This is a genomic window from Paraburkholderia sp. J69-1, from assembly GCF_905220255.1.
In the GTDB taxonomy this organism is placed as follows: Bacteria; Pseudomonadota; Gammaproteobacteria; order Burkholderiales; family Burkholderiaceae; genus Paraburkholderia.
On the sequence record NZ_CAJMZG010000008.1, the window covers coordinates 141,767 to 160,957 of the forward strand.

Sequence of the window (19,191 nt, forward strand, 5' to 3'; positions counted from 1 at the left end):
GCGTAAGGCTGGTTGTGGACTGCGTCACACTGGCGGTGTGAGCGGCTTTCTTTGCCTACTTTCTTTGCCGCCGCAAAGAAAGTAGGTGCCGCCCCGCACAGGGGCAACGCTGGCAGACCGACACGAAAACAAGGAAATGCCAACCCCACGAGAACACTCACCGCAGCCAGCGATGCAAAAATACAGGAGACACCAGCAGTGCAACTCAAGCAAAAGATCATGACCATAGCCGCAATAGCGGCACTTGCGGGGAACGGAGCGCTTCTCTCGATACCGGCGCACGCAGCAACGGAAAGCAAGGATGGAACCGAAGGCACCCTGCTGCTCAACCGCCTGGGCCCAGTCACCTCAGACCTCTACATCGCAAACGCAGACGGCTCCGACGAACACAAGCTGTTAGCAACCGACGGTTTCGACTACCACGCCTCGTTCTCCAAAGACGGCCAGTGGATCGTATTCACATCCGAGCGCGCAGGCCTCGGCGAATCCGACCTGTACCGCGTAAAAGCCGACGGCTCGCAACTCCAGAAACTCACCGACCACATCGCCGTCGACGACGCAGCCGTCTTCTCGCCGGTCAATCCGAACATCATCGCCTTCGTTTCATCGCGTCGCGGCAAGCACGATTTCGGCACCACCAACATCTGGACGCTGAACATCGCCACCGGCGCGCTCAAGAACGTCACCGGCAACATCAAATTCGATCCCTCGAAGCCGCACAGTTTCTTCCGCCCTTCGTGGTCGCCGGACGGCAAATGGATCGCGCTCTCATCGGATATCGGCAGCGACTGGCGCGGCCACAATCTGCCGGTAGGTTGGGAGCGCACGCAAGAAGCAAGCATCTATATGATCCACCCGGACGGTTCCGGCTGGCATCAGGTCGCCACGCGCGCCGGTTTCGACGAAGGTTCGCCCACGTTCTCGCCCGACGGCAAGCGCGTCGCGTTCTACGAAACGCCGGTTGAGTCGACCTGGGGCGCGCACCGCCCCGAAGGCATCAATAGCGTCAGCTCGCAGATCGTTTCCGTCGATCTGGCTACGCACGCGCGCAACGATCTCACGGCAACGCCCGGTTTCAAGGTCTTTCCGCAATACCTGAGCGACACGACGCTCGCGTATCACGTGAAGGGCGGCGATACGGAAGGTCTCTACACCACCGCAGGCGAAGTGCGCGCCACGCGCGATACGGGCATCCGCTCGCCGCGTCATTCGTACGACGGCAAGAAAATCGTCTACGAAAAGGTGTCGTTCCGTCCGGCGCACCCGAACGGCACGCCGCTGTTCAGTTTCGATCCGCACTGGAAATACACCTATATCGATGTGTTCCCGCAACTCTCCGCCGACCGCAAGCAATTGGTCTATACGGAGAAGGCCATCAATTCGTCGATCGCCATCGTGAATGCGGACCTTTCGGGTTATCACCGCATTTACGATGCGTCGAAGAGCGGTCTCGATCCGAGTCTCGTGCAAAAGGGCCTCGCGGGCGCGTTCCAGCCGACCTGGTCGCCCGATCGTCAATGGGTGGCGTTCGGTGTCGGTAGCTGGTTCTTCACGCGTGCAGGCGGTCCGGGCAAGATCATGCGCATCAAGACCGATGGCAGCATGGATAGCCACGCGGAAGCGCTCACGGATGGGTCGGAAAACGCGGGCTTCCCGAGCTATTCGCCGGACGGCACCAAGCTCGTCTATCGCGTCTGGAGCGAGAAGGACAAGGGTCTGCGTATTCTCGATCTGGAAACGCGCAAGACCACTACGCTCACAACCGCCGAAGACAATCTGCCGGGCTGGTCGCCCGATGGTTCGAAGATCGTCTTTACGCGCAAGCAGGTCAATCCGACCGATCCGAACAAGTTCAATTACGACGTGTTCACGATCAAGCCGGATGGCACCGATGTGCGCCGCCTGACGACCGATGGCTCGAATCAGGGCCATGCCGTGTGGACGTACGATGGCCGCATCGCGTATAGCTCCGGCACGTATGGCTTCCGCGACGAACTCGCGCTCTACGACAACAGCTTCCAGCCCGACGGCCAGAACTGGGTGATGAATGCCGACGGTAGCGACGCGCATGCGATCACCGATACGCTCTGGGAAGAAGCCATGCCGATGTATGTGCCGAATCCCTGATCGGTTTGCCTGATCGTATTCACGCAGATTTCGCAGGTTTCGCAGGTTTTTTATTTGAACGCCGTGCTCATGCACGGCGTTTTTTTATGCGTGTCTGCTTTCGTTTGTCGTGCATGGCGCGCATATCGTGCATAGCTGCTATGCGCAACGCGCACGTTCGCGCGCGCAAGAGAAACCCATAATTTCAGCATTGCGCAGCGCTTGCCATGGTGCCGCGACTGGTCATAAGGAGCCACTTTCATGTCTGAATCCGCATCCCTTCTTTCGCGCAACGGCGGGCGCATTCTTGTCGATGCCCTCGTCGGCAATGGTGTCGATACCGTCTATTGCGTGCCCGGCGAAAGCTATCTGCCGGTGCTCGACGCTTTGCACGATACGCATGGCGTGCGCACGATCACCACGCGCCATGAAGGCGCGGCGTCGAATATGGCCGATGCTTACGGCAAGCTCACGGGCCGTCCTGGTATCTGTTTCGTTACGCGCGGCCCCGGCGCCACGCATGCGAGCAATGGCGTGCATACCGCGAACGAAGACGCCACGCCGATGATTCTTTTCATCGGCCAGGTGGAGCAGGGCTTTATCGGCCGTGGCGCGTTTCAGGAAGTCGATTATCAGCAGATGTTCGGCGGCATCGCCAAATGGGTCACCCAGATCGAAAGCGCGGATCGTATTCCCGAGATCATTGCGAAGGCCTTCAGTGTGGCGCTTTCGGGCCGTCCGGGTCCGGTCGTGATTGCGTTGCCTGAAGACGTGTTGTTCGGCAGCGCGCAAGTCGTCGATGCGGCTGCGGTGCGCATCGCTCAGGCCGCGCCCGAGGCACAGTCGCTCGACGCGCTGCGCTCGCTGCTGGAGGCCGCTTCGCGTCCGCTCGTGATCGTCGGCGGTACGGGTTGGGACGAGCGCGCGTGCGCGTCGCTCAAGCGCTTCGTGCAGGCGAACAATCTGCCGGTGGCGGCGTCGTTCCGTCGTCAGGATCTGTTCGATAATCGCGACGCGCATTATGCAGGTCAGTTGGGCCTGGGCGTTTCGCCGAAGCTCGCGCAACGCGCGCGTGACGCGGATCTGCTGATCGTGATCGGTTCGCGTCTCGCGGAATCGACTTCGTCGGGCTACACGCTGTTCGAAATCCCCACGCCGAAGCAGACGATGATCCACGTGCACCCCGATGCCGAAGAACTGGGCCGCGTTTATCAGGCGCATCTGCCGATCAATGCTTCGCTCGCTGCGTTTGCGCGCTCGCTCGACAGCGTGGCCGCTGTGTCCAGCGACGCGCAATCGCGCTGGCAGGCATGGACGGAATCGGCGCGTGCCGACTATGTCGCGCATTCGACGCCGCCCGCGCCTTCCGCGGAAATTCGCGGTGTCGATCTCGCGCAGGTGGTCGCGCATCTGAGCGAAGTGCTGCCCGAAGATGCGGTGATTGCAAACGGCGCGGGTAATTACACGGTCTGGGTGCATCGCTTTTATCGCTATCGCCAGATGGCGACCGAACTTGCGCCCACCAACGGTGCAATGGGTTACGGCTTCCCGGCGGCAATTGCCGCAAAACTGAGGAATCCAGAGCAATCGGTCGTGTGCTTCGCGGGCGACGGCTGTTTCATGATGTATCCGCAGGAACTGGCGACGGCGGTGCAATTTGGCGCGCCGCTCATTGTGATCCTCGTGAACAACAATATGCTCGGCACGATTCGTATGCACCAGGAGCGCGAGTATCCGGGCCGGGTGTCGGCGACGCAATTCGTGAACCCGGACTTCGTGGCGATGGCGAAGGCGTTCGGCGCGCACGCCGAGCGAGTCGAGCGTACCGAAGACTTCGCGGCAGCGTTCGAGCGCGCACAACGCGCTGGCGTGGCGGCGCTGATCGAACTGCGTACCGATCCGCTGCAGATTACGCCGGCCAACCGGCTTGCCAGCTAATTGCACACTAAAGGACGATGACGATGCAAACCCACGTCTCAATCGCGCCGCAAGGCGAGATGATCATCGGCGGTGAATCCGTCAAAGGCACGGGCGGCACGTTGCGCGCGATTGCCGCGGCAACGGGCGAAGCGCTCGAACCCGCATTCGGTTGCGCAACGCCTGCGCAGGTCGAGCGCGCCTGCACGCTTGCGGGCGAAACCTTCGATCCCTTCCGGCAATTGTCCGATGCGCGGCGCGCAGCGTTTCTCGACGCTATCGCGCAGGCCTTGCTCGATCTCGGCCCGGTGCTGATCGAGCGTGCGCACCTTGAATCGGCGCTTCCGGTGGCGCGCCTCGAAGGCGAGCGCATGCGGACCGTCAACCAGTTGAAGCTGTTCGCCAACGTCGTGCGCGATGGACGCTGGCACGGCGCGGTAGTCGATTCGGCGCAACCGCAACGCGCGCCGCTGCCGCGTCCCGACCTGCGCATGCGACGCATCGCCGTGGGTCCGGTGGCGGTGTTTGGCGCGAGCAATTTTCCGCTGGCGTTTTCGGTGGCGGGCGGCGATACGGCGGCCGCGCTGGCCGCGGGTTGCCCGGTGGTGGCGAAGGCGCATCCGGCGCATCTGGGCACTTCCGAACTCGTTGCGCGCGCAATTACCAAGGCCGCGCGCGAAACGGGCATGCCTGAAGGCGTATTCTCGCTGGTGATCGGCGACGGCAACGGGATCGGCGAAACGTTGGTTGCGCACCCGGAGATTCAGGCCGTAGGCTTCACGGGTTCGAAGCAGGGTGGTCTGGCCTTGCTGCGCATCGCTCAGGCGCGTGCGGAACCTATTCCCGTTTATGCGGAGATGAGCAGCATCAATCCGGTCGTGCTGCTTCCGAACGCGCTGGCCGCGCGCGGCGAACAGATTGCGCGCGAATACGCGGATTCGGTCGTGCTGGGCGTCGGTCAGTTCTGCACGAATCCCGGCATTGTGCTGGCGCTCGCAGGTGAAGCACTCGACGCATTTTGCAGCACGGCAGCGCAGGCGATCACGACCAAGGCCGCCGCCACCATGCTCACGCCGAACATTCACGCGGCGTATTGCCGGGGCGTTGCGCATCTTGCCGAGCGCGATGGCGTGGGTACGCTCGCACGCGGCGGCGACGCGCGCGGACCGAACGATGCGGTGCCGATGTTGTTGTGCACGCAAGCAAGTGCGTTCCTTGCCGATCCTGCCCTGCATGAAGAAGTGTTCGGCCCGTGTTCGCTTATCGTGGCGTGCCGCGATATCGACGAGCTGCACGCCGTCCTGCGCCGCATGAGCGGTCAATTGACGGCCACCGTGCAGCTGGACGAAGCGGATTACGCCCAGGCGCAGGCCTTGATGCCAATCCTCGAACGCAAGGCCGGCCGCGTGCTGTTCAATGCGTTCCCGACTGGCGTGGAAGTCTGTCATGCGATGGTGCATGGCGGCCCGTTCCCGGCGACTTCGGACACGCGCACGACTTCGGTGGGCACGGCGGCGATCGATCGCTTCCTGCGCCCGGTGTGCTATCAGGCGGTGCCGGACGCGCTGTTGCCCGATCCGCTCAAGCACGATAATCCGATGGCGATCTGGCGTCTCAACGATGGCGAATTGAGCCGTAATTAAGGCACTTTTCTGTGATCAGGCTTCGGGCGCGGGCAAGGTCGCGCCCGGCCAGTCGCCTGCTTCGATGAGCTCGGCGGCGAGCTCGCGTATCATCTGCGCGACTCGCCATACGCCATCGGGCAAGACCCGATTGAGCGGCCAGGCGATCGCCACGTCGCGCACCACGGCCGCATTCGCGAGCGGCACGCAACGCAATCGTCCTTGCGCCACTTCTTCTATGACCGACGCTGCGGGCAATATCGTGCAGCCGCATTGCGCCATCACGAGGCGCTTGGTCAGCGAAATCGAGCCATCGCATTCGAGCGCAATCTGCAGCGTGAATCCGTGTCGTGCGGCAAGCGATTCGGCCAGCACGCGCAAACCGTGATGCGTGCTCGGCAGGATGAGCGGCACCTGGCCTAGCGTGCGCACATCGAAAGGGCCGGCGGGCAGGGCAAATTCCGCTGGCGTGACCAGACAGAGTTCCTCCGCAAGCAGCGGATCGAATTGCGTTGCGCCGCGATGCTCGGGCACATACATGATCGCGAGATCGAGTTCGCCGTCGTTCAGGCGGCCGAGAATCTGGCTTGCGAGACCTTCGACAAATCGCACGCGCGTGTGCGGATAGCGCGCACGCAGACGCTGCCCAAGCTGGCCGAACATGATGCGCGCGATGGTGGGTTGGGCCGCGATGGCGAGTTGTACCGGACCGCTTTGCGTGCCGCTGCGCATCGCGCCGCGCGCTTCCTCCAGCGTGCGTTCGAGCGTCTGCGCGTAGCCGAGCAGTTGTTCGCCGTGCGTGGTGAGGCCCACGCCGCGCCCGCTGCGGCGAAAGAGCCGCACACCCAGCTCCGCTTCGAGCAGCGCAATCCGGCGGCTGACGGTGGACTGATTCGCGCCAAGCTCCATGGCCGTGCGCGATATGCTGCCCGTTTTCGCAACGTGGGCAAAAACGGCGAGGTCGTCTGAATTCATCGGTGAATCGCGTGATATACCGCGCTCAGGTCATATGAAGAGCGCCGAAACGCAGCGCCATATGGCGTGCGTTTCTTTATATCACGTGTTCAGCCGCAATCGGCGCACCCGGTATTTTGATTCGCTTGCGTGTCGCTCGCAGGCGTGTTGACGCGCGGCGCCCACTCGCGCCGCATGAGCGTGATCGTGCTGGTCGCGCCAATCAGCAGAAAGATGAAGATCGCTGTCATCGGCAGGGTATAGCTGCCGCCAATATGCAGCAGCCAGCCGGAAAGACTTGCCGATACGCCGCCCGCAAGACTCGTAGCGACTTGCTGGAGTCCGGTATTCAAACCCACAGCGGGTTTAGGAATGAGAGTGAGTTTGCACAGCGCGAGATTATTCGCGGTAACGAGGCCGAGCAGCGAAAGCGAGACGACGTTCCAGAACAGCGCCATATCCGAAGAATGCGCATTTGCGCCCAGCAATACCGTCGTACCGCCGATAAAACCCGCGACGATAAAGCATTTGCGTACCGTCACCGCATCGTTACCGCGCGCGATGATGCGGTCAGCCGCCCAGCCCGCAATGGCCGCAACGATTGCAATACCCGCGAAACTGAAGAAGGTATAGAGCCCGGACGATTGCAGTGAAAGCCCGCGCTGCTCGACGAGATACGCCGGCATCCACGTCATGCAATAAAACGCGAAATAGCTATAGCAGAAGTTATTGATCAGGCCGCCCCACACCACTGGGCTCGCCAGCAGATTGCCGAGCGGCACCGAAGCCGCACGTTCTTTGGCGGCCGCCAGTTCGCTGCGCGAAGGGTAATCGTTTTCCACCATCAGCAGCCACGGCAGCAGCCAGATCAATCCAACCAGACCGGTGGCGATAAACATCGCTTTCCATGAGGCCGTGACGATCATCCACGCCGCAATAGGCGCGCCCAGCGCCGGGCCCATTTTGCCGCCAATCGAAAAGATGCCGAGCGCCGTGCCTTTCTGCGTTTCCTCGAAGTGATTCGCAAGATAGCGATAGGTCGCGGGCACCACGACAGCTTCCGCCGCGCCGATCAAAAGCCGCATGACGATCAGCGCGGAGAGTGTCGTGACCAGGCCCGTTGCTGCTGCTGCGAGACACCAGAGCAGAAAGCAGATCGCATACGGTCGCTTGACGCCATAGCGATCGACCAGCCAGCCCATCGGCATCTGGAATACGCCGTACGACCAGAACACCGCGGAATTGAGCCAGCCGCGTTCGATACTCGTGAGTCCGAAGTGATGAATGAAGGCTTTATCGGCGAGCGCCGAAGACAGGCTGGTGCGATCGACAAAGGAAATCAGCAGGCCGAGCGATAACAGCACGAGCACGCGCCACGGATGGGTGGCGCGCGTGCGGGGCGTGGAAAGCACGTTCATGGAATTGCGTACTGCAGTGTGATGCGCATGGTCTTACCTGACAAAAGCCACACTCGTGGGGTCCTGCACGGCGACCGATTCGCCCGTATCCGCAAGCGTGCCGGCGGTGTGATCGATGCGGAACAGGCGCACGTCGCCGCTATGCTGATTCGCAACGAGCATCCATTGCCCCGACGCATCGATACCGAAACCCCACGGTTTCTGGCCGCCCGAAGGCGTGCGCTGAACCAGCGAGACTTCACCCGTGGCGGCGTCGACGCGATACACCATCAAGGCGTTTTCTGCGCGATTCTCGACATAGAGAAAACGTCCGTCGCGGCCGAATGCCATTTCCGCGCCGCTTTTCACGCCGTTGAACGAGGCGCTGGTGATCGGCGTCGATTGCATCAACGTGAGCGCGCCTTTCGAGGCATCCCAGCGCAGCGCCATCAATTCGGCGCTCATTTCCGTGAGCACGTAGGCATATTCACCGTTCGCGCTAAAGAGAATGCGGCGCGGGCCGCTGCCCGGCGGCGTGTCGAATGCGTGCGGCGCATCGCCTGCGCGTGGCGAAAGCGCGTGCGTATCGCGATCGAATCGATAGATGAATATGCGGTCTGCGCCCAGATCCGGCACGAGAGCATAGCGGCCGGAAGGATCGATCGTGACGCCGTGCGCGTGTGCGCTTTTCTGGCGCGGGCTCGGGCCAGAGCCTTTTTCTGCAATCGTCGATTCGAGTTTGCCGACACTGCCGTCGCCGTCCACCGTCACGCTGGACACCGAGCCGCTGTTGTAATTCGCGCTGAGCAGCGTGGACGAAGGCGCATCGAACTGCAGAAAGGTGGTGCCCATGCCGCCCGTATGCACATCGTTGATGCGCTCGAGCGCGCCCGTGCCGTGATTCACGGCGTATGCGGTGATGCTGCCTTCCTTGTCGCGCTGATCGTCAACGGCATAGAGTATCGGCAAGGCAGGATGCGAAGCCACCCATGTCGCGCTCGGACCCTGCGCGGCGGTGCCCAGCGCAACGATCTTGCCCGAAGCCGTATCGAGACGCAGTGCGCTGATCTGCTTTTGCTGCGTGCCGATATAGGCGAATTCCGTGGCGGAGTTCTGCGAGTCAGTGCTGGCAGACGAAACCGCCGTACATGCCGAGATCGATGCACACGCAACGAGTGAGAGAGTGACCGCTAGCCGCGGAGCATGAAGCTTGAACGAATGCGCCATATTCGATTCACGTGATTGGACTTGAAGAAAAGCATAGGGGGCGCACGAGGCGTGGTCCCTGCACAATTCCCGGTTTCACTGGCACTTTTCCGCTCGACCAGGGAATGTACGGGGGCGCCTAGTCGGGGCGCGTAGCTGGGGACGCATAGTCCGGGGCGCCCACTCCGTGGCGCCTACCCGCGGACCAACAAAACACGCCCCCACCTGCGCCGCATCACGTGAAACTCACAGCGCAACCATCGAGCGCTAAAAGACTACCGACGCGCGTCGATACGAAACTGACTGGGCGCCTGGCCTACTTCGCGGCGGAAAAAGCGCGTGAAATACGCGGCATCGGCGAAGCCGAGCCAGAACGCAACCTGTTCCACCGACATATCGCCGAAGATAAGCTCGCGTTTCGCTTCGGTGATGATGCGCGCGTGGATCATCTTGGTCGGACTCATATCCGCCGCCGATGCGCAGGCAGCACGCAATTGCACCGGCGAGACCGCGAGTATCGACGCATATTCCTGCAGCGGCAGATTGTTACGGTAATGCTCTTCAATCAGCTTGCGAAAACGCTCGACCAGACGCACGTCATGGCGCGGTGTGCCGTCGTTCGCGGCCTGATCGAGATGCGCTTCACGCACGAGCGTGAGCAGCAGCATCGTCAGCAAGGCTTCGGCGCCGGGCACATGTCCAACGGCGCTCGATTCGACTTCCTGCTTCAGGCGTTGAATCAGCGTATAGAGGTCGTCTCCCGCTTCTTCGGCATGCGCCAGCGGAATCATGCGCGGCGCGGACCACAGCACGATGAATTCGTGCAGCTTCGCGTTGACCTGAGTGAGATAGGAAACGTCGACGGTGACGACCCATCGATCGACATCGATTTCGTAATCGAGACCGTGAATGCATTCGGTCGGCAGAAGCAGTGCGCATGGACCTTCGAAAGGCACACTGCTGCCTTCCAGATTCATGACGCCGCGCCCGCTGCGCACGAAAATCACCTGCCCGTAGGTAGGATGCGCGTGCGGCGCAGTGCGCCAGCGGCCGCGCTCGGTCACGTGACCGACATGAACGAACCAGTTTTCTTCCTCGGGTCGTTCCACATACAAACGCACTTTCGGCACAGCGGCGAGCCGGGCTTCGCCGGTCGTTCTGCGCACGGGTTTGCTGCTCATCGCACTCTGGGCCATGAAGTCTCCTCGGCGAGCGGTCTTGCGCCGGACGCCTTTGCGATTGAAGTTTCGCCGGAGCACTGCACCTGCTGGCCGGGCCCACATGCCATTGCTCCGGTTGCGTCCCTTTTTAAAAAGACGCAGAAAACGCCCATCATTCTTTCATACCGACTCTCGGGGCGCGACCTGCTGCTAACCCCAACGCCGCCGCGCAATTCATTACGCGGTATTACGAAAATCATTGCGCGGCGCGCTTAAACAAGCATTAGAACGTGTGCACCATGCCAAGAATCACACCGCGCGTATTCGAACCCGGCGCCACGGTAACACCGGCATATGACGTGCCGTTGAGCGTAAAAGCCGCGCGATTCCGATTCTGGATAAAGCCCGCCGATGCATAAAGCGTCGTGCGTTTCGACAGATAGTGCTCGTAGGTCATGCCAATCTGTTGCGCGTTATTGCCCTGTCCCGTGCGATCGTGTTCGTAGCCGTACATCAGCATGAGTTGATCGGCAGGGGAGAACAGATACGAACCCGACGCTTCGTACACGTCGCGTTTGACGCTGTTATCGGTCTGGTTTTCCGTGTGATAAGCCAGATAGAAACGCGCCGCGCCCACGCCTACGGAAGCGCCCGCATTGAAGACCCGTAATGCGGACGTACCGGCCGCATTATCGGCCTGCTCGTAACCTGCTGCCACGCGGAACGGGCCATTTTCATAGCGCACCGCTGCGTTATAGAACTGCAGGCCGTTGCTGGGTTTGGTGGTGGAGTCGCGCATCGCCACCATGAATTGCGCGGTCAGACCGTAGAAAGTCGGCGTGAAATACGAAATCGCATTGTTGACGCGAATGGTCAGCGAATTGAAGTTCAGCATGGGCGAACCCATACTCATCACGGCAACCGGGTCCAGCTCGCGATTCAGGAAGATGTACTGCGGCGTGTTTTGCAGACCAAAGCGGACTTCACCGAAATGGCCGGATACGCCCACCCACGCCTGACGATTGAAGGCCGCGGTGGAGTTCGCCGCTGCGCCCGTCATGGCGGAAAAGCCTTGTTCAAGCTGGAAATTGACGTGAATGCCGCCGCCAATGTCCTCGCTGCCCTTGAAACCGTAGCGGCTTGCGAACAGGCCGCCGGAGGTCGCGCGCACGACCTTGCCGTCGCCTCCGTTCTGGAACTCGACGCCATTGTCGATCACGCCATACAGCGTGACGGACGACTGCGCGTGCGCCGCGCTGAACATGCAGGCCGATGTGACGCCGCATGCCAATACGAGCAATCTTTTCATTCTGTCTCCGTGTTCTTTCTATTTATCGCGGCCTGTCTATCTGGCTCGCTCTGTGCTGCTGTTTGCTTCGTAGTCCTCCGGGAAATAAGTGCAAGAATGCGCAGCGGCGAAAGCCGTTGCGCATCCGGCAAAAAGGGAACCGATTAACCGAGGGTGGCGGTCAGATCGTCGAAGCACTCGTCGACGGACAGACGGTGCGGAATGATTTTCTGGTCGAGCGCCCAGTCGATCGCGAGCTGGATGCCCTTGCGATTCGCTTCCATGCCGATCGGCGGAAACACGGCCGGCACGCCTTCGGCCTGCGCGCGGCTTTCCACCACCATGCGATAGAGTTCGCGCACGACATCCGGGCGCTGCTTCGACAGGTCGCTGTGCACCACGAACATATGGTTGATCGGCACCACGCCTTCGCGCGCGAACCAGTCTTTCGCGGCGTTCTGCGCGTCGGGCACGAGCGTGCGCACGCGCGGGTCCTTCGGCATGTCTTCGCCGAGCAGGGCAGCGTCCAGTTCGCCGTCGAGCATCATTTGCGGAATCGACGAGCCCTTGGGCAGGCGCACGCAATTGGCGGGATCGCTGTATTCGGCGAGATGGCCGTCGCCGAGCGTCATCCACGTGACCTTGTCGAGATCGACGCCGTATTCGTGGCGCAGAATGCCGCGAATCCACAGGGCCGTGGTCTGCGTGTAGGTGCGCACGCCCACCTTCTTGCCTTCGATGTCGCGCGGCGCGAGTTCGCCGAAGTCGACGTTGTAGCCCGCGCAGTGATGCTGGAAGCGGCCCGAGATGGGCGCGGGCAGCAGCACATAAGGCTTGCCGTAGGCTTTCGCCTGCAGGAAGGTGACGATGGCCAGTTCGCCCGCGTCGAATGCGTTTTCGCGCACCATGGCCTTGAAGCCGTTATGGGCGGGCGTGGGGCCGCAGTAGTCGAGCGTGACGATGTCCGAGCTGACGCGGCCGTCTTTCATCGCCTTGGTCACGGCATAGTCGGCAAGATTGACGCGCAAGGTCGGTACTTCGGTTTGCGTGGTCGTCATGATAAGGAATCCTTATTCGTGTTTCGATGAATCGCGCGATGCGTAATGGGGCTCGCTGCTGCTTGTTGCCGATCGTCGCTTAGTAACCCGCCATTTCGCGCGCTGCGCCCACGACGCCATAGCTGCGTGTCGGTGCCGACATCAGGAAACGGTAGCCTTCCTCGATCAGACGCTGATGGTTCTTCGCCGTCACGTGCGGATTGCCCACTACGACGTTGTGCTTGTGGCAGATCGACACGATACGGCGCATGGCATCCAGCACTTCCGGGTGCTCGTATTGACGCGCAAAGCCCAGTTCCTGGCTCAGATCGCCTTCGCCGATCAGGATGAAGCCGATGCCCGGCACGTTCGACAGAATGTCGTCGAGGTTTTCGATCGCCTGGGTGCTTTCGCACATCAGGCCAACGAGAATTTCACCTTCCGGCACGAGCGGCCACACGTCGGCCTTCTTGTAGTAATCGGCCGTGCTCAAGCCCCAGTAGCGCGCAGCCGTAGCGGGACCGTCGCCGCGCACGCCTTTCGGCTCGTAAAGCGGGGCGCTCTTGGGGCGCGCATAGCGGCACGACGCCACCGCGTTATAGGCCTGTTCGACCGTTGCCACGTGTGGCCACACCACGCCGTAAGCGCCGCGATCGAGCACCTGCTTGGCAAAGGCCTGATTCATTTCCACGCCATTAGCGGGAATCCGCGCAATCGGCGTCACGCGCGGCGAGACCGAACCCGATTCGGCGATTTCCTTGCGGTTGAGCATGTACTGCATGGCGTCGCCGAGCGCGGCGACATCGTACGGGTTGTGTTCCATTTCGAACACGATGCCGTCGTACGGGGCGTCGCTCATCTCGATCGCGTTCTGCTTGTCGAGCTTGGAAAAGGCGGTGAAGGCGGGCTTGCCCGATTCGAGGGCGCGAATGATGCTATTGAGGCGATGGGTGCTCATACGATTTGTCTCTCTTCGATGAATTGGATTAGTGGCGCAATGTTCTGGCTAGTGCTGGCGATTTATTCCGCCGCTCTCCAGTACATGAAGCCCATGCCTTCGCCGGTACCGGCGGGCGTGCGCCAGCAGGGCACGTAATCGACCAGCGTCATGGCCGCGCCGGTTTCCTGGACCGCTTTCATCACGCTCACATAGAGCTTGATTTCCGAGGTGCCCGATTGATACGAGCGGTCGTCCACGGCGGCGAGGCCGTCGTAGTCGTAGTCGCCGAGCATCTTCATGATGCTGTGATCGAACTCTTCGTCATTGACGAAGTGCGAGAGGCCGCCCGAAGCGAAAATGCCCACCCGCACGTCTTCCGGCCAGGCCGTGATCGCATCGCGCAGCACGCGGCCGAACTCGATGCAACGGGACATCGAAGGCTGCGTCGGCGGATAGAAGCAGTTCATGATGATGGGCACGTGCGGCGGCGGGTTGTCGTCCATGATCTGGTGATAGACGAAGCTGTACGCGTGCGGCACGACCGGGTATTCGGGGCGCGGTGTCATCCAGACGTTTTCGGGCCACTGGAACAGATCGGTGAGATCGAAACCCTCTTTCTGGAAGTGCTCGATCAGATACGTCGCCAGTTGCGGATGGCATTCGTGCGTGACGTGGTGATCGGGCGCATAGACCGAACGCTGCGGCGGACCGTTGTGCACATCCTTGCCGCTATAGATCGCGATGGACGGCGAGAAGTCCGTGAAGATTTCCTTCTGGTCCTTGCCCAGAATGATGGCGACGTCGACCTTGGCTTCGCGATAGGCGGCGGCCATCTTGTCGAGTGCGGCGCGGCAGCGCGCGGCGCGTGCGGTGCGTTCTTCCAGCGTGAGGAACGGTTCGAATGCGGCTTTGCGGTGCGCTTCCAGTTCGGGGTAAGTCCACGTGCGGTTGCGGAACCAGAGCGCCGGATTGTTGCGGTCGCGCTCGCCGTTCTTGAGCCAGTCTTCAGGCGCCTGGCCCAGCATACCGCTATGCGGCACTGCCATTCCGAATACGATCTTCGCCATTTAGGTTGTTTCCAGTTTTTTTAATCTGGGCCGCACGAGAAGGGTGGCGGCCCGAAGGGTATCAATTGCGTCAGCCGATATTCGCTGCGCCGCGTTCGTGATGGTTCGGAATCCGATGCAATGGAATCAGGCTTCGCGCAATTCCCCCTGTGGCTCGCTGACTTTCGGTGCCCATTCGGCGCGATACATGATCAGCGTCGCCGCTGCGCCCACCAGCAGGAACACCAGAATCACCAGCATCGGCAGGTCGTAGCTATGGCTGATATGCAGGAGCCAGCCGGAAAGACTCGCTGCGACACCGCCCGCAAGACTCGTCGCCACCTGCTGCACGCCGGTCACGAGGCCGATGGTCTGCTTCGGAATCAGCGTGAGACGCGAGAGCACGAGGTTGTTCGCCGTGGTCATGCCGAGCAGCGAAAGCGACAACACATTCCAGAACAGCGCGGTATTGAGCGATTGTGCGTAGGCGCCGAGCAGCACCGTACAGCCGCCCACGAAGCCCGCCACGATAAAGCCCTTGCGCACGACCACCGGATCATGACCGCGAGCGATGATGCGATCCGCGGCCCAGCCCGCGATGGCCGCAACAATCGCAATGCCCGCGAAACTGAAGAACGTGAAGACGCCGGATTCGCCGATCGACAGGCCGCGTTGCTCGACGAGGTAGGCGGGCATCCACGTCATGCAGTAGAAGGTGAAATAGCCGTAGCAGAAGTTGGTGACCATGCCGCCCCACACCACCGGGCTCGCGAGAATGCTGCCGAAACTCACGCTGCGTGCATGCCGGTCGGCTTTGGCGAGTTGGGCGCGCGAGGGCAGGTCGTTGCGCACCAGCGTCAGCCAGGGCACCAGCCAGAGCAGGCCGACCAGACCCGTGGCGACAAACATCGCTTTCCACGAGTAATTGACGATGAACCACGCGCCCACCGGTGCGCCCAGTGCGGGGCCGAATTTATTGCCCATCGCGAGAATGCCCACGGCGAGACCGTTCTGGCTTTCGTCGAAGTTATTGCGAATCCAACGATAGCTTGCGGGGATCACGATCGCTTCGGCGATGCCGATCAGCAGGCGCATCACGACGAGGCCCGCGAGCGTCGTCACGGCGCCCATCAGCGCGGTGGCGAGACACCAGAGCGCGAAGCACACCGCGTAGGGCCATTTCACGCCGTAGCGGTCGGCGACCCAGCCCATCGGCACCTGAAACAGGCCGTAGGACCAGAAGAAGGCGGAATTGATCCAGCCGCGATCGACATTGGAAAGCGCGAAGTGACGGATAAAGGCGCTGTCCGCCAATACGCTGGAAATACTGGTGCGATCGATAAAGGACGTAAGCACGCCGAGCGCCAGCAGGGCGAGAATGCCCCATCGGTTCACGCTGCCTTGCCGCTGAGTTTTGCTCGTCTCCATCTGCTTTTTTCGTAACCTCAATCGGTTTTCTTACTGGCTGGCCGGTGTCTGCGATAGCCACTCATGCAGGTCACCAACCAGCCGCCGTGTTGCAGGCGCGCCTCGATCAGCGCTTCAGATCGTCAGGCCAGCGCCGGGTACAGCTTTTGTGCCGTCTTGCCGAAGATCCACGCGCGATCCGCCGCATTCAGGCAGGCCAGACCGGCTTGCGCCGTCGCGAGAATCTCTTCGAGCGTGCCAGGCGAGGTGGGGAAATTCGAGCCCCACGCCATGCGGTCCGCGCCGAACGCTTCGACCACCAGCGGGAAAAAGGTCTGCGCGCTGGCCTTTTCCTTTTTCACGTCGCCAAAAATGCGCGGCGTGAGCTTGAGGAAAATGTTTTCGTACTGCGCCAGTTCGAACAGGCTTTGCGCGGCCGCATACGGTGCGCCATCCGCAACTTCCGGGCGGCCCAGATGATCGAGCACGATCGGCACCGTGGGAAAGCGCCGGGCGAGTGCGGTGACTTGCGGCAGACCGACCGGGCCGGTCTGGATGCACATCGGCAGGCCCAGTTCCGCGCACAGTTCCCACGCGGGGAACGAGCGCGGGTCGTCGAGTTCGCTCGGGTCGAACTCTTTCGTGCTGCCGCCCGTGAACAGACGCAAGCCGGCGAGGCCGCGGTCCGTCCATTCGCGAATGCGTTGCGGCGCGTCTTCCTTGAGCACGTCGACCGAACCGACTGCCACGAGGCGGTCCGCGTATTTCGCGCAGCCATCGACCACATAGCTGTTGTCGAAGCCATACGTGGTCGACGAATGCACGACCGCCGCCTTGCCCACGCCGGCCGCATCCATCGCGGCGATCAGCGTTTCAACCGTGGTGGGGCGCTCTTTCGACCATTCCGAACGCTTGCCGAACAACGGTGCAGGCGGATAGCGGCTTTCGTCGTCGGAGATGATGTGCGGATGAATATCAACAATGGATGAAGCCATGTCTCTCTCTGTCCCTGTCTGTCGATCTGAATCGCGGGTTGCGCGACCGAATATCATTTGCCCTGTGCCTTCAGGCGTGCATCGAGACGCGGATACACGCGGCGCGCGTTGCCTTCGAAGATCTTGTAGCGGTCTTCGTCGGAGAGAGCGGGGCAGGCGTCGATATAGCGCTTGGTGTCGTCGAAATACTGGCCCGTTGCCGGGTCCTTGCCGCGCACCGCGCCGATCATTTCCGAACCGAACAGCACGTTGTCCGCCGGGACGACCTTCGTCAGCAGTTCGACGCCCGGCTGGTGATAGACGCACGAATCGAAGAAGATATTGTTCAGCAGTCCTTCAAGTGGACGCTCGCGCATTTCCAGCGACATGCCGCGATAACGGCCCCAGTGATAGGGCACCGCGCCGCCGCCGTGCGGAATCACCAGACGCAGGGTCGGGAAGTCCTTGAACAGATCCGATTGCAGAATCTGCATGAACACCGAGGTATCCGCGTTCAGATAATGCGCGCCCGTGCCGTGGAAGCAGGGGTTGCACGAAGCGGCCACGTGAATCATGGCGGGCACGTCGAGTTCGACCAGCGCTTCGTAAAGCGGATACCACTCGCGGTCCGTCACCGGCTTGCCGGTCCAGTAGCCGCCGCTCGGATCGGGATTCAGGTTGCAGCCGACAAAGCCCATCTGCTCCACGCAGCGGCGCAGCTCCGCGACGCTATTGGCTGGCGCGACGCCCGGCGATTGCGGCAACTGGCAAACCGGCGCGAAGTTCTCCGGGTACAGCTCGGTCACGCGAAAGACGAGATCGTTGGACACTTCGGCCCATTCGAGGCTCGTGCGCTCGTTGCCGAGGTGATGGCTCATCAGGCCGGCGATCGGCGAGAACAGCGTGAGATCGCTGCCGCGTTCGCGTTGCAGCTTGAGCTGACCGTTGCCGATGGCTTCGCGGATCTGGTCGTCGCTCACGAATGCGCCGTCGCGCGAGGGCGCGTTGGCGATATCGTTGGCGAATTCGACCTGTTTGGCGCGCCAGTTACGGAACGATGCGGGAACGGTCGTAAAGTGGCCGTGGCAATCGATAATCATGCTTTCACCTCTTGTGCCAGCGGGTCGACGAACAGCTCTTCAATCGCCATGCGGCGCGGCGTGAGGCCTTGCTTGAATGCGGTGGCTTCGAGTGCTTCGATGGTCTTGAGGTTTTCCGCGAGACCGTAGGGCAGCGGGTCGTTGCCAACGATCTTTCGCAGCGCCAGGTATTTCTTGTCGCTGGCTGCCGTGGCTTCGCCTGCGTCCAGACGTGCGAGCCATTCTTTCTTGGCTTGCGCGAACGCGTTGTAGATCGAGCGCGCGACCCACGGATGCTCGGCCAGCACCGAATCCTTCACGACGATGGTGCCGTGCATCGGGTAGATGCCCGTGCGTGCGTAGTATTCGGTTTCGAGCGCTTCGGCGTTCGGCAGCAGATCGGGGTAATCGGCTTCGACTTCCTTCCAGCCGCCCGTGGGCGCGCCGGTGCGGCCAATGCCTGCCGCTGCTGCGAAACCTGCCGAGAGTTCGCCGCTTGCCATCATGTCGGCCAGCGAGCTGCCTGCAGGCGCATGAATCACGTTGCCCGGCAGTTTGAGTTGCGTGACGTGCTCTTCGTCGTCGACCACCCACGTGACCTTCGAGGAATCCAGACCGAATTCGTCGATCAGCACCTGACGCGTCCACACGCCGGTCGTGACCGAATAGGCGCGCACGCCCACTTTCTTGCCTTCGAGATCCTTCGGCGAATTGATGCCAGCGTCCGGGCGTACGAGCAGGCCGCCGTGGTGGAAGCGGCGCACGACGAAGATCGGCAGCGCAACGAAGGGCGCGCCATAGGCGCGGGCGATGATATACGTGGTCGGGGCCAGTTCGCAGACATCGAATTCGACATCACGAACCATGCGGCGGAACGCGCCGATCTGGGGCTGAACCGTGACGAATTCCGCGTCCACGCCCTCGATGGGAATGGAGCCGTTGCGGATCGCCGACGTATGCGGATGCTCGGCGATGGCAATTTTGAGCCGCACTTTCTGAGTCAACATCCTCTCCTTGCTTGAATGAGCCGTCACGGGTAGCGGGCCGGATGGCCTGGC

General features: G+C 61.7%; 16 protein-coding genes. 3 read left to right on the top strand and 13 right to left on the bottom strand.

Features of this window, described 5'->3' with window-relative positions; translation table 11 throughout:
* Positions 1-198 precede the first annotated feature (198 nt).
* Positions 199-2,127: a hypothetical protein gene (locus U5A67_RS16420; protein WP_321815355.1), complete on the top strand. Its 1,929-nt coding sequence runs from the start codon at positions 199-201 to the stop codon at positions 2,125-2,127.
* Positions 2,128-2,177: 50 nt separating this feature from the next.
* On the opposite strand, the gene U5A67_RS16425 is transcribed toward U5A67_RS16420, so the two are convergent.
* Positions 2,178-2,369 (bottom strand): hypothetical protein, encoded by a 192-nt coding sequence (locus U5A67_RS16425; protein WP_321815354.1) that lies wholly within the window; start codon positions 2,367-2,369, stop codon positions 2,178-2,180.
* On the opposite strand from U5A67_RS16425, the gene U5A67_RS16430 reads away from it, so the two are divergent.
* Positions 2,368-4,044, top strand: coding sequence for a thiamine pyrophosphate-binding protein (locus U5A67_RS16430; protein WP_321815353.1), 1,677 nt, complete (start codon positions 2,368-2,370; stop codon positions 4,042-4,044). The two genes, U5A67_RS16425 and U5A67_RS16430, sit on opposite strands and share 2 nt — an antisense overlap.
* A gap of 23 nt (positions 4,045-4,067) precedes the next feature.
* Positions 4,068-5,666 carry an aldehyde dehydrogenase (NADP(+)) gene (locus U5A67_RS16435; protein ID WP_321815352.1) on the top strand — a complete coding sequence of 533 codons (1,599 nt, stop codon included), beginning with the start codon at positions 4,068-4,070 and terminating at the stop codon, positions 5,664-5,666.
* A 15-nt stretch (positions 5,667-5,681) separates the two neighbouring features.
* On the opposite strand, the gene U5A67_RS16440 is transcribed toward U5A67_RS16435, so the two are convergent.
* The 12 genes from U5A67_RS16440 to U5A67_RS16495 all read right to left on the bottom strand — a co-directional run bounded on the left by U5A67_RS16440 (position 5,682) and on the right by U5A67_RS16495 (position 19,140).
* The gene (locus U5A67_RS16440; protein WP_321815351.1) at positions 5,682-6,620 is read right to left on the bottom strand and encodes a LysR family transcriptional regulator; all 939 of its coding nucleotides are present in this window, start codon (positions 6,618-6,620) and stop codon (positions 5,682-5,684) included.
* 89 nt (positions 6,621-6,709) lie between these two features.
* Positions 6,710-8,017, bottom strand: a complete 1,308-nt coding sequence (locus tag U5A67_RS16445; RefSeq protein WP_321815350.1) for an MFS transporter — start codon at positions 8,015-8,017, stop codon at positions 6,710-6,712.
* A 33-nt stretch (positions 8,018-8,050) separates the two neighbouring features.
* On the bottom strand, positions 8,051-9,223 hold the full coding sequence (locus U5A67_RS16450) for a lactonase family protein (protein ID WP_321815349.1): 1,173 nt from the start codon (positions 9,221-9,223) through the stop codon (positions 8,051-8,053).
* 254 nt (positions 9,224-9,477) lie between these two features.
* Complete coding sequence (locus U5A67_RS16455; RefSeq protein ID WP_205984593.1) at positions 9,478-10,398, bottom strand: helix-turn-helix domain-containing protein; 921 nt, start codon at positions 10,396-10,398, stop codon at positions 9,478-9,480.
* Between the two features lie 247 nt (positions 10,399-10,645).
* Positions 10,646-11,671: a porin gene (locus U5A67_RS16460; RefSeq protein ID WP_321815348.1), complete on the bottom strand. Its 1,026-nt coding sequence runs from the start codon at positions 11,669-11,671 to the stop codon at positions 10,646-10,648.
* 143 nt (positions 11,672-11,814) lie between these two features.
* A complete protein-coding gene (locus tag U5A67_RS16465) occupies positions 11,815-12,708 on the bottom strand; it encodes a phosphate ABC transporter substrate-binding protein (RefSeq protein WP_205984595.1) in 894 nt (297 codons plus the stop codon).
* A gap of 79 nt (positions 12,709-12,787) precedes the next feature.
* Positions 12,788-13,645, bottom strand: a complete 858-nt coding sequence (locus U5A67_RS16470; RefSeq protein ID WP_205984596.1) for an HpcH/HpaI aldolase family protein — start codon at positions 13,643-13,645, stop codon at positions 12,788-12,790.
* Between the two features lie 62 nt (positions 13,646-13,707).
* Positions 13,708-14,694: a protocatechuate 3,4-dioxygenase gene (locus tag U5A67_RS16475; protein WP_205984597.1), complete on the bottom strand. Its 987-nt coding sequence runs from the start codon at positions 14,692-14,694 to the stop codon at positions 13,708-13,710.
* 126 nt (positions 14,695-14,820) lie between these two features.
* A complete protein-coding gene (locus U5A67_RS16480) occupies positions 14,821-16,101 on the bottom strand; it encodes an MFS transporter (RefSeq protein WP_321815347.1) in 1,281 nt (426 codons plus the stop codon).
* A gap of 122 nt (positions 16,102-16,223) precedes the next feature.
* On the bottom strand, positions 16,224-17,075 hold the full coding sequence (locus U5A67_RS16485; protein WP_205984599.1) for an amidohydrolase family protein: 852 nt from the start codon (positions 17,073-17,075) through the stop codon (positions 16,224-16,226).
* A gap of 53 nt (positions 17,076-17,128) precedes the next feature.
* Positions 17,129-18,154 (bottom strand): amidohydrolase family protein, encoded by a 1,026-nt coding sequence (locus tag U5A67_RS16490; RefSeq protein WP_205984600.1) that lies wholly within the window; start codon positions 18,152-18,154, stop codon positions 17,129-17,131.
* Entirely contained in the window at positions 18,151-19,140 is a 990-nt protein-coding gene (locus U5A67_RS16495) for an ABC transporter substrate-binding protein (protein WP_321815346.1), read from the bottom strand. Before U5A67_RS16495 ends, U5A67_RS16490 begins: the two co-directional genes overlap by 4 nt.
* Positions 19,141-19,191 lie beyond the last annotated feature (51 nt).

Coding starts and splice junctions, on each gene's coding strand:
- U5A67_RS16465 (WP_205984595.1), bottom strand. CDS start 12,708: ATGACGACCACGCAAACCGAAGTACCGACCTTGCGCGTCAATCTTGCC.
- U5A67_RS16475 (WP_205984597.1), bottom strand. CDS start 14,694: ATGGCGAAGATCGTATTCGGAATGGCAGTGCCGCATAGCGGTATGCTG.
- U5A67_RS16445 (WP_321815350.1), bottom strand. CDS start 8,017: ATGAACGTGCTTTCCACGCCCCGCACGCGCGCCACCCATCCGTGGCGC.
- U5A67_RS16425 (WP_321815354.1), bottom strand. CDS start 2,369: ATGAAAGTGGCTCCTTATGACCAGTCGCGGCACCATGGCAAGCGCTGC.
- U5A67_RS16490 (WP_205984600.1), bottom strand. CDS start 18,154: ATGATTATCGATTGCCACGGCCACTTTACGACCGTTCCCGCATCGTTC.
- U5A67_RS16470 (WP_205984596.1), bottom strand. CDS start 13,645: ATGAGCACCCATCGCCTCAATAGCATCATTCGCGCCCTCGAATCGGGC.
- U5A67_RS16455 (WP_205984593.1), bottom strand. CDS start 10,398: ATGGCCCAGAGTGCGATGAGCAGCAAACCCGTGCGCAGAACGACCGGC.
- U5A67_RS16485 (WP_205984599.1), bottom strand. CDS start 17,075: ATGGCTTCATCCATTGTTGATATTCATCCGCACATCATCTCCGACGAC.
- U5A67_RS16430 (WP_321815353.1), top strand. CDS start 2,368: ATGTCTGAATCCGCATCCCTTCTTTCGCGCAACGGCGGGCGCATTCTT.
- U5A67_RS16450 (WP_321815349.1), bottom strand. CDS start 9,223: ATGGCGCATTCGTTCAAGCTTCATGCTCCGCGGCTAGCGGTCACTCTC.
- U5A67_RS16460 (WP_321815348.1), bottom strand. CDS start 11,671: ATGAAAAGATTGCTCGTATTGGCATGCGGCGTCACATCGGCCTGCATG.
- U5A67_RS16495 (WP_321815346.1), bottom strand. CDS start 19,140: ATGTTGACTCAGAAAGTGCGGCTCAAAATTGCCATCGCCGAGCATCCG.
- U5A67_RS16480 (WP_321815347.1), bottom strand. CDS start 16,101: ATGGAGACGAGCAAAACTCAGCGGCAAGGCAGCGTGAACCGATGGGGC.
- U5A67_RS16440 (WP_321815351.1), bottom strand. CDS start 6,620: ATGAATTCAGACGACCTCGCCGTTTTTGCCCACGTTGCGAAAACGGGC.
- U5A67_RS16435 (WP_321815352.1), top strand. CDS start 4,068: ATGCAAACCCACGTCTCAATCGCGCCGCAAGGCGAGATGATCATCGGC.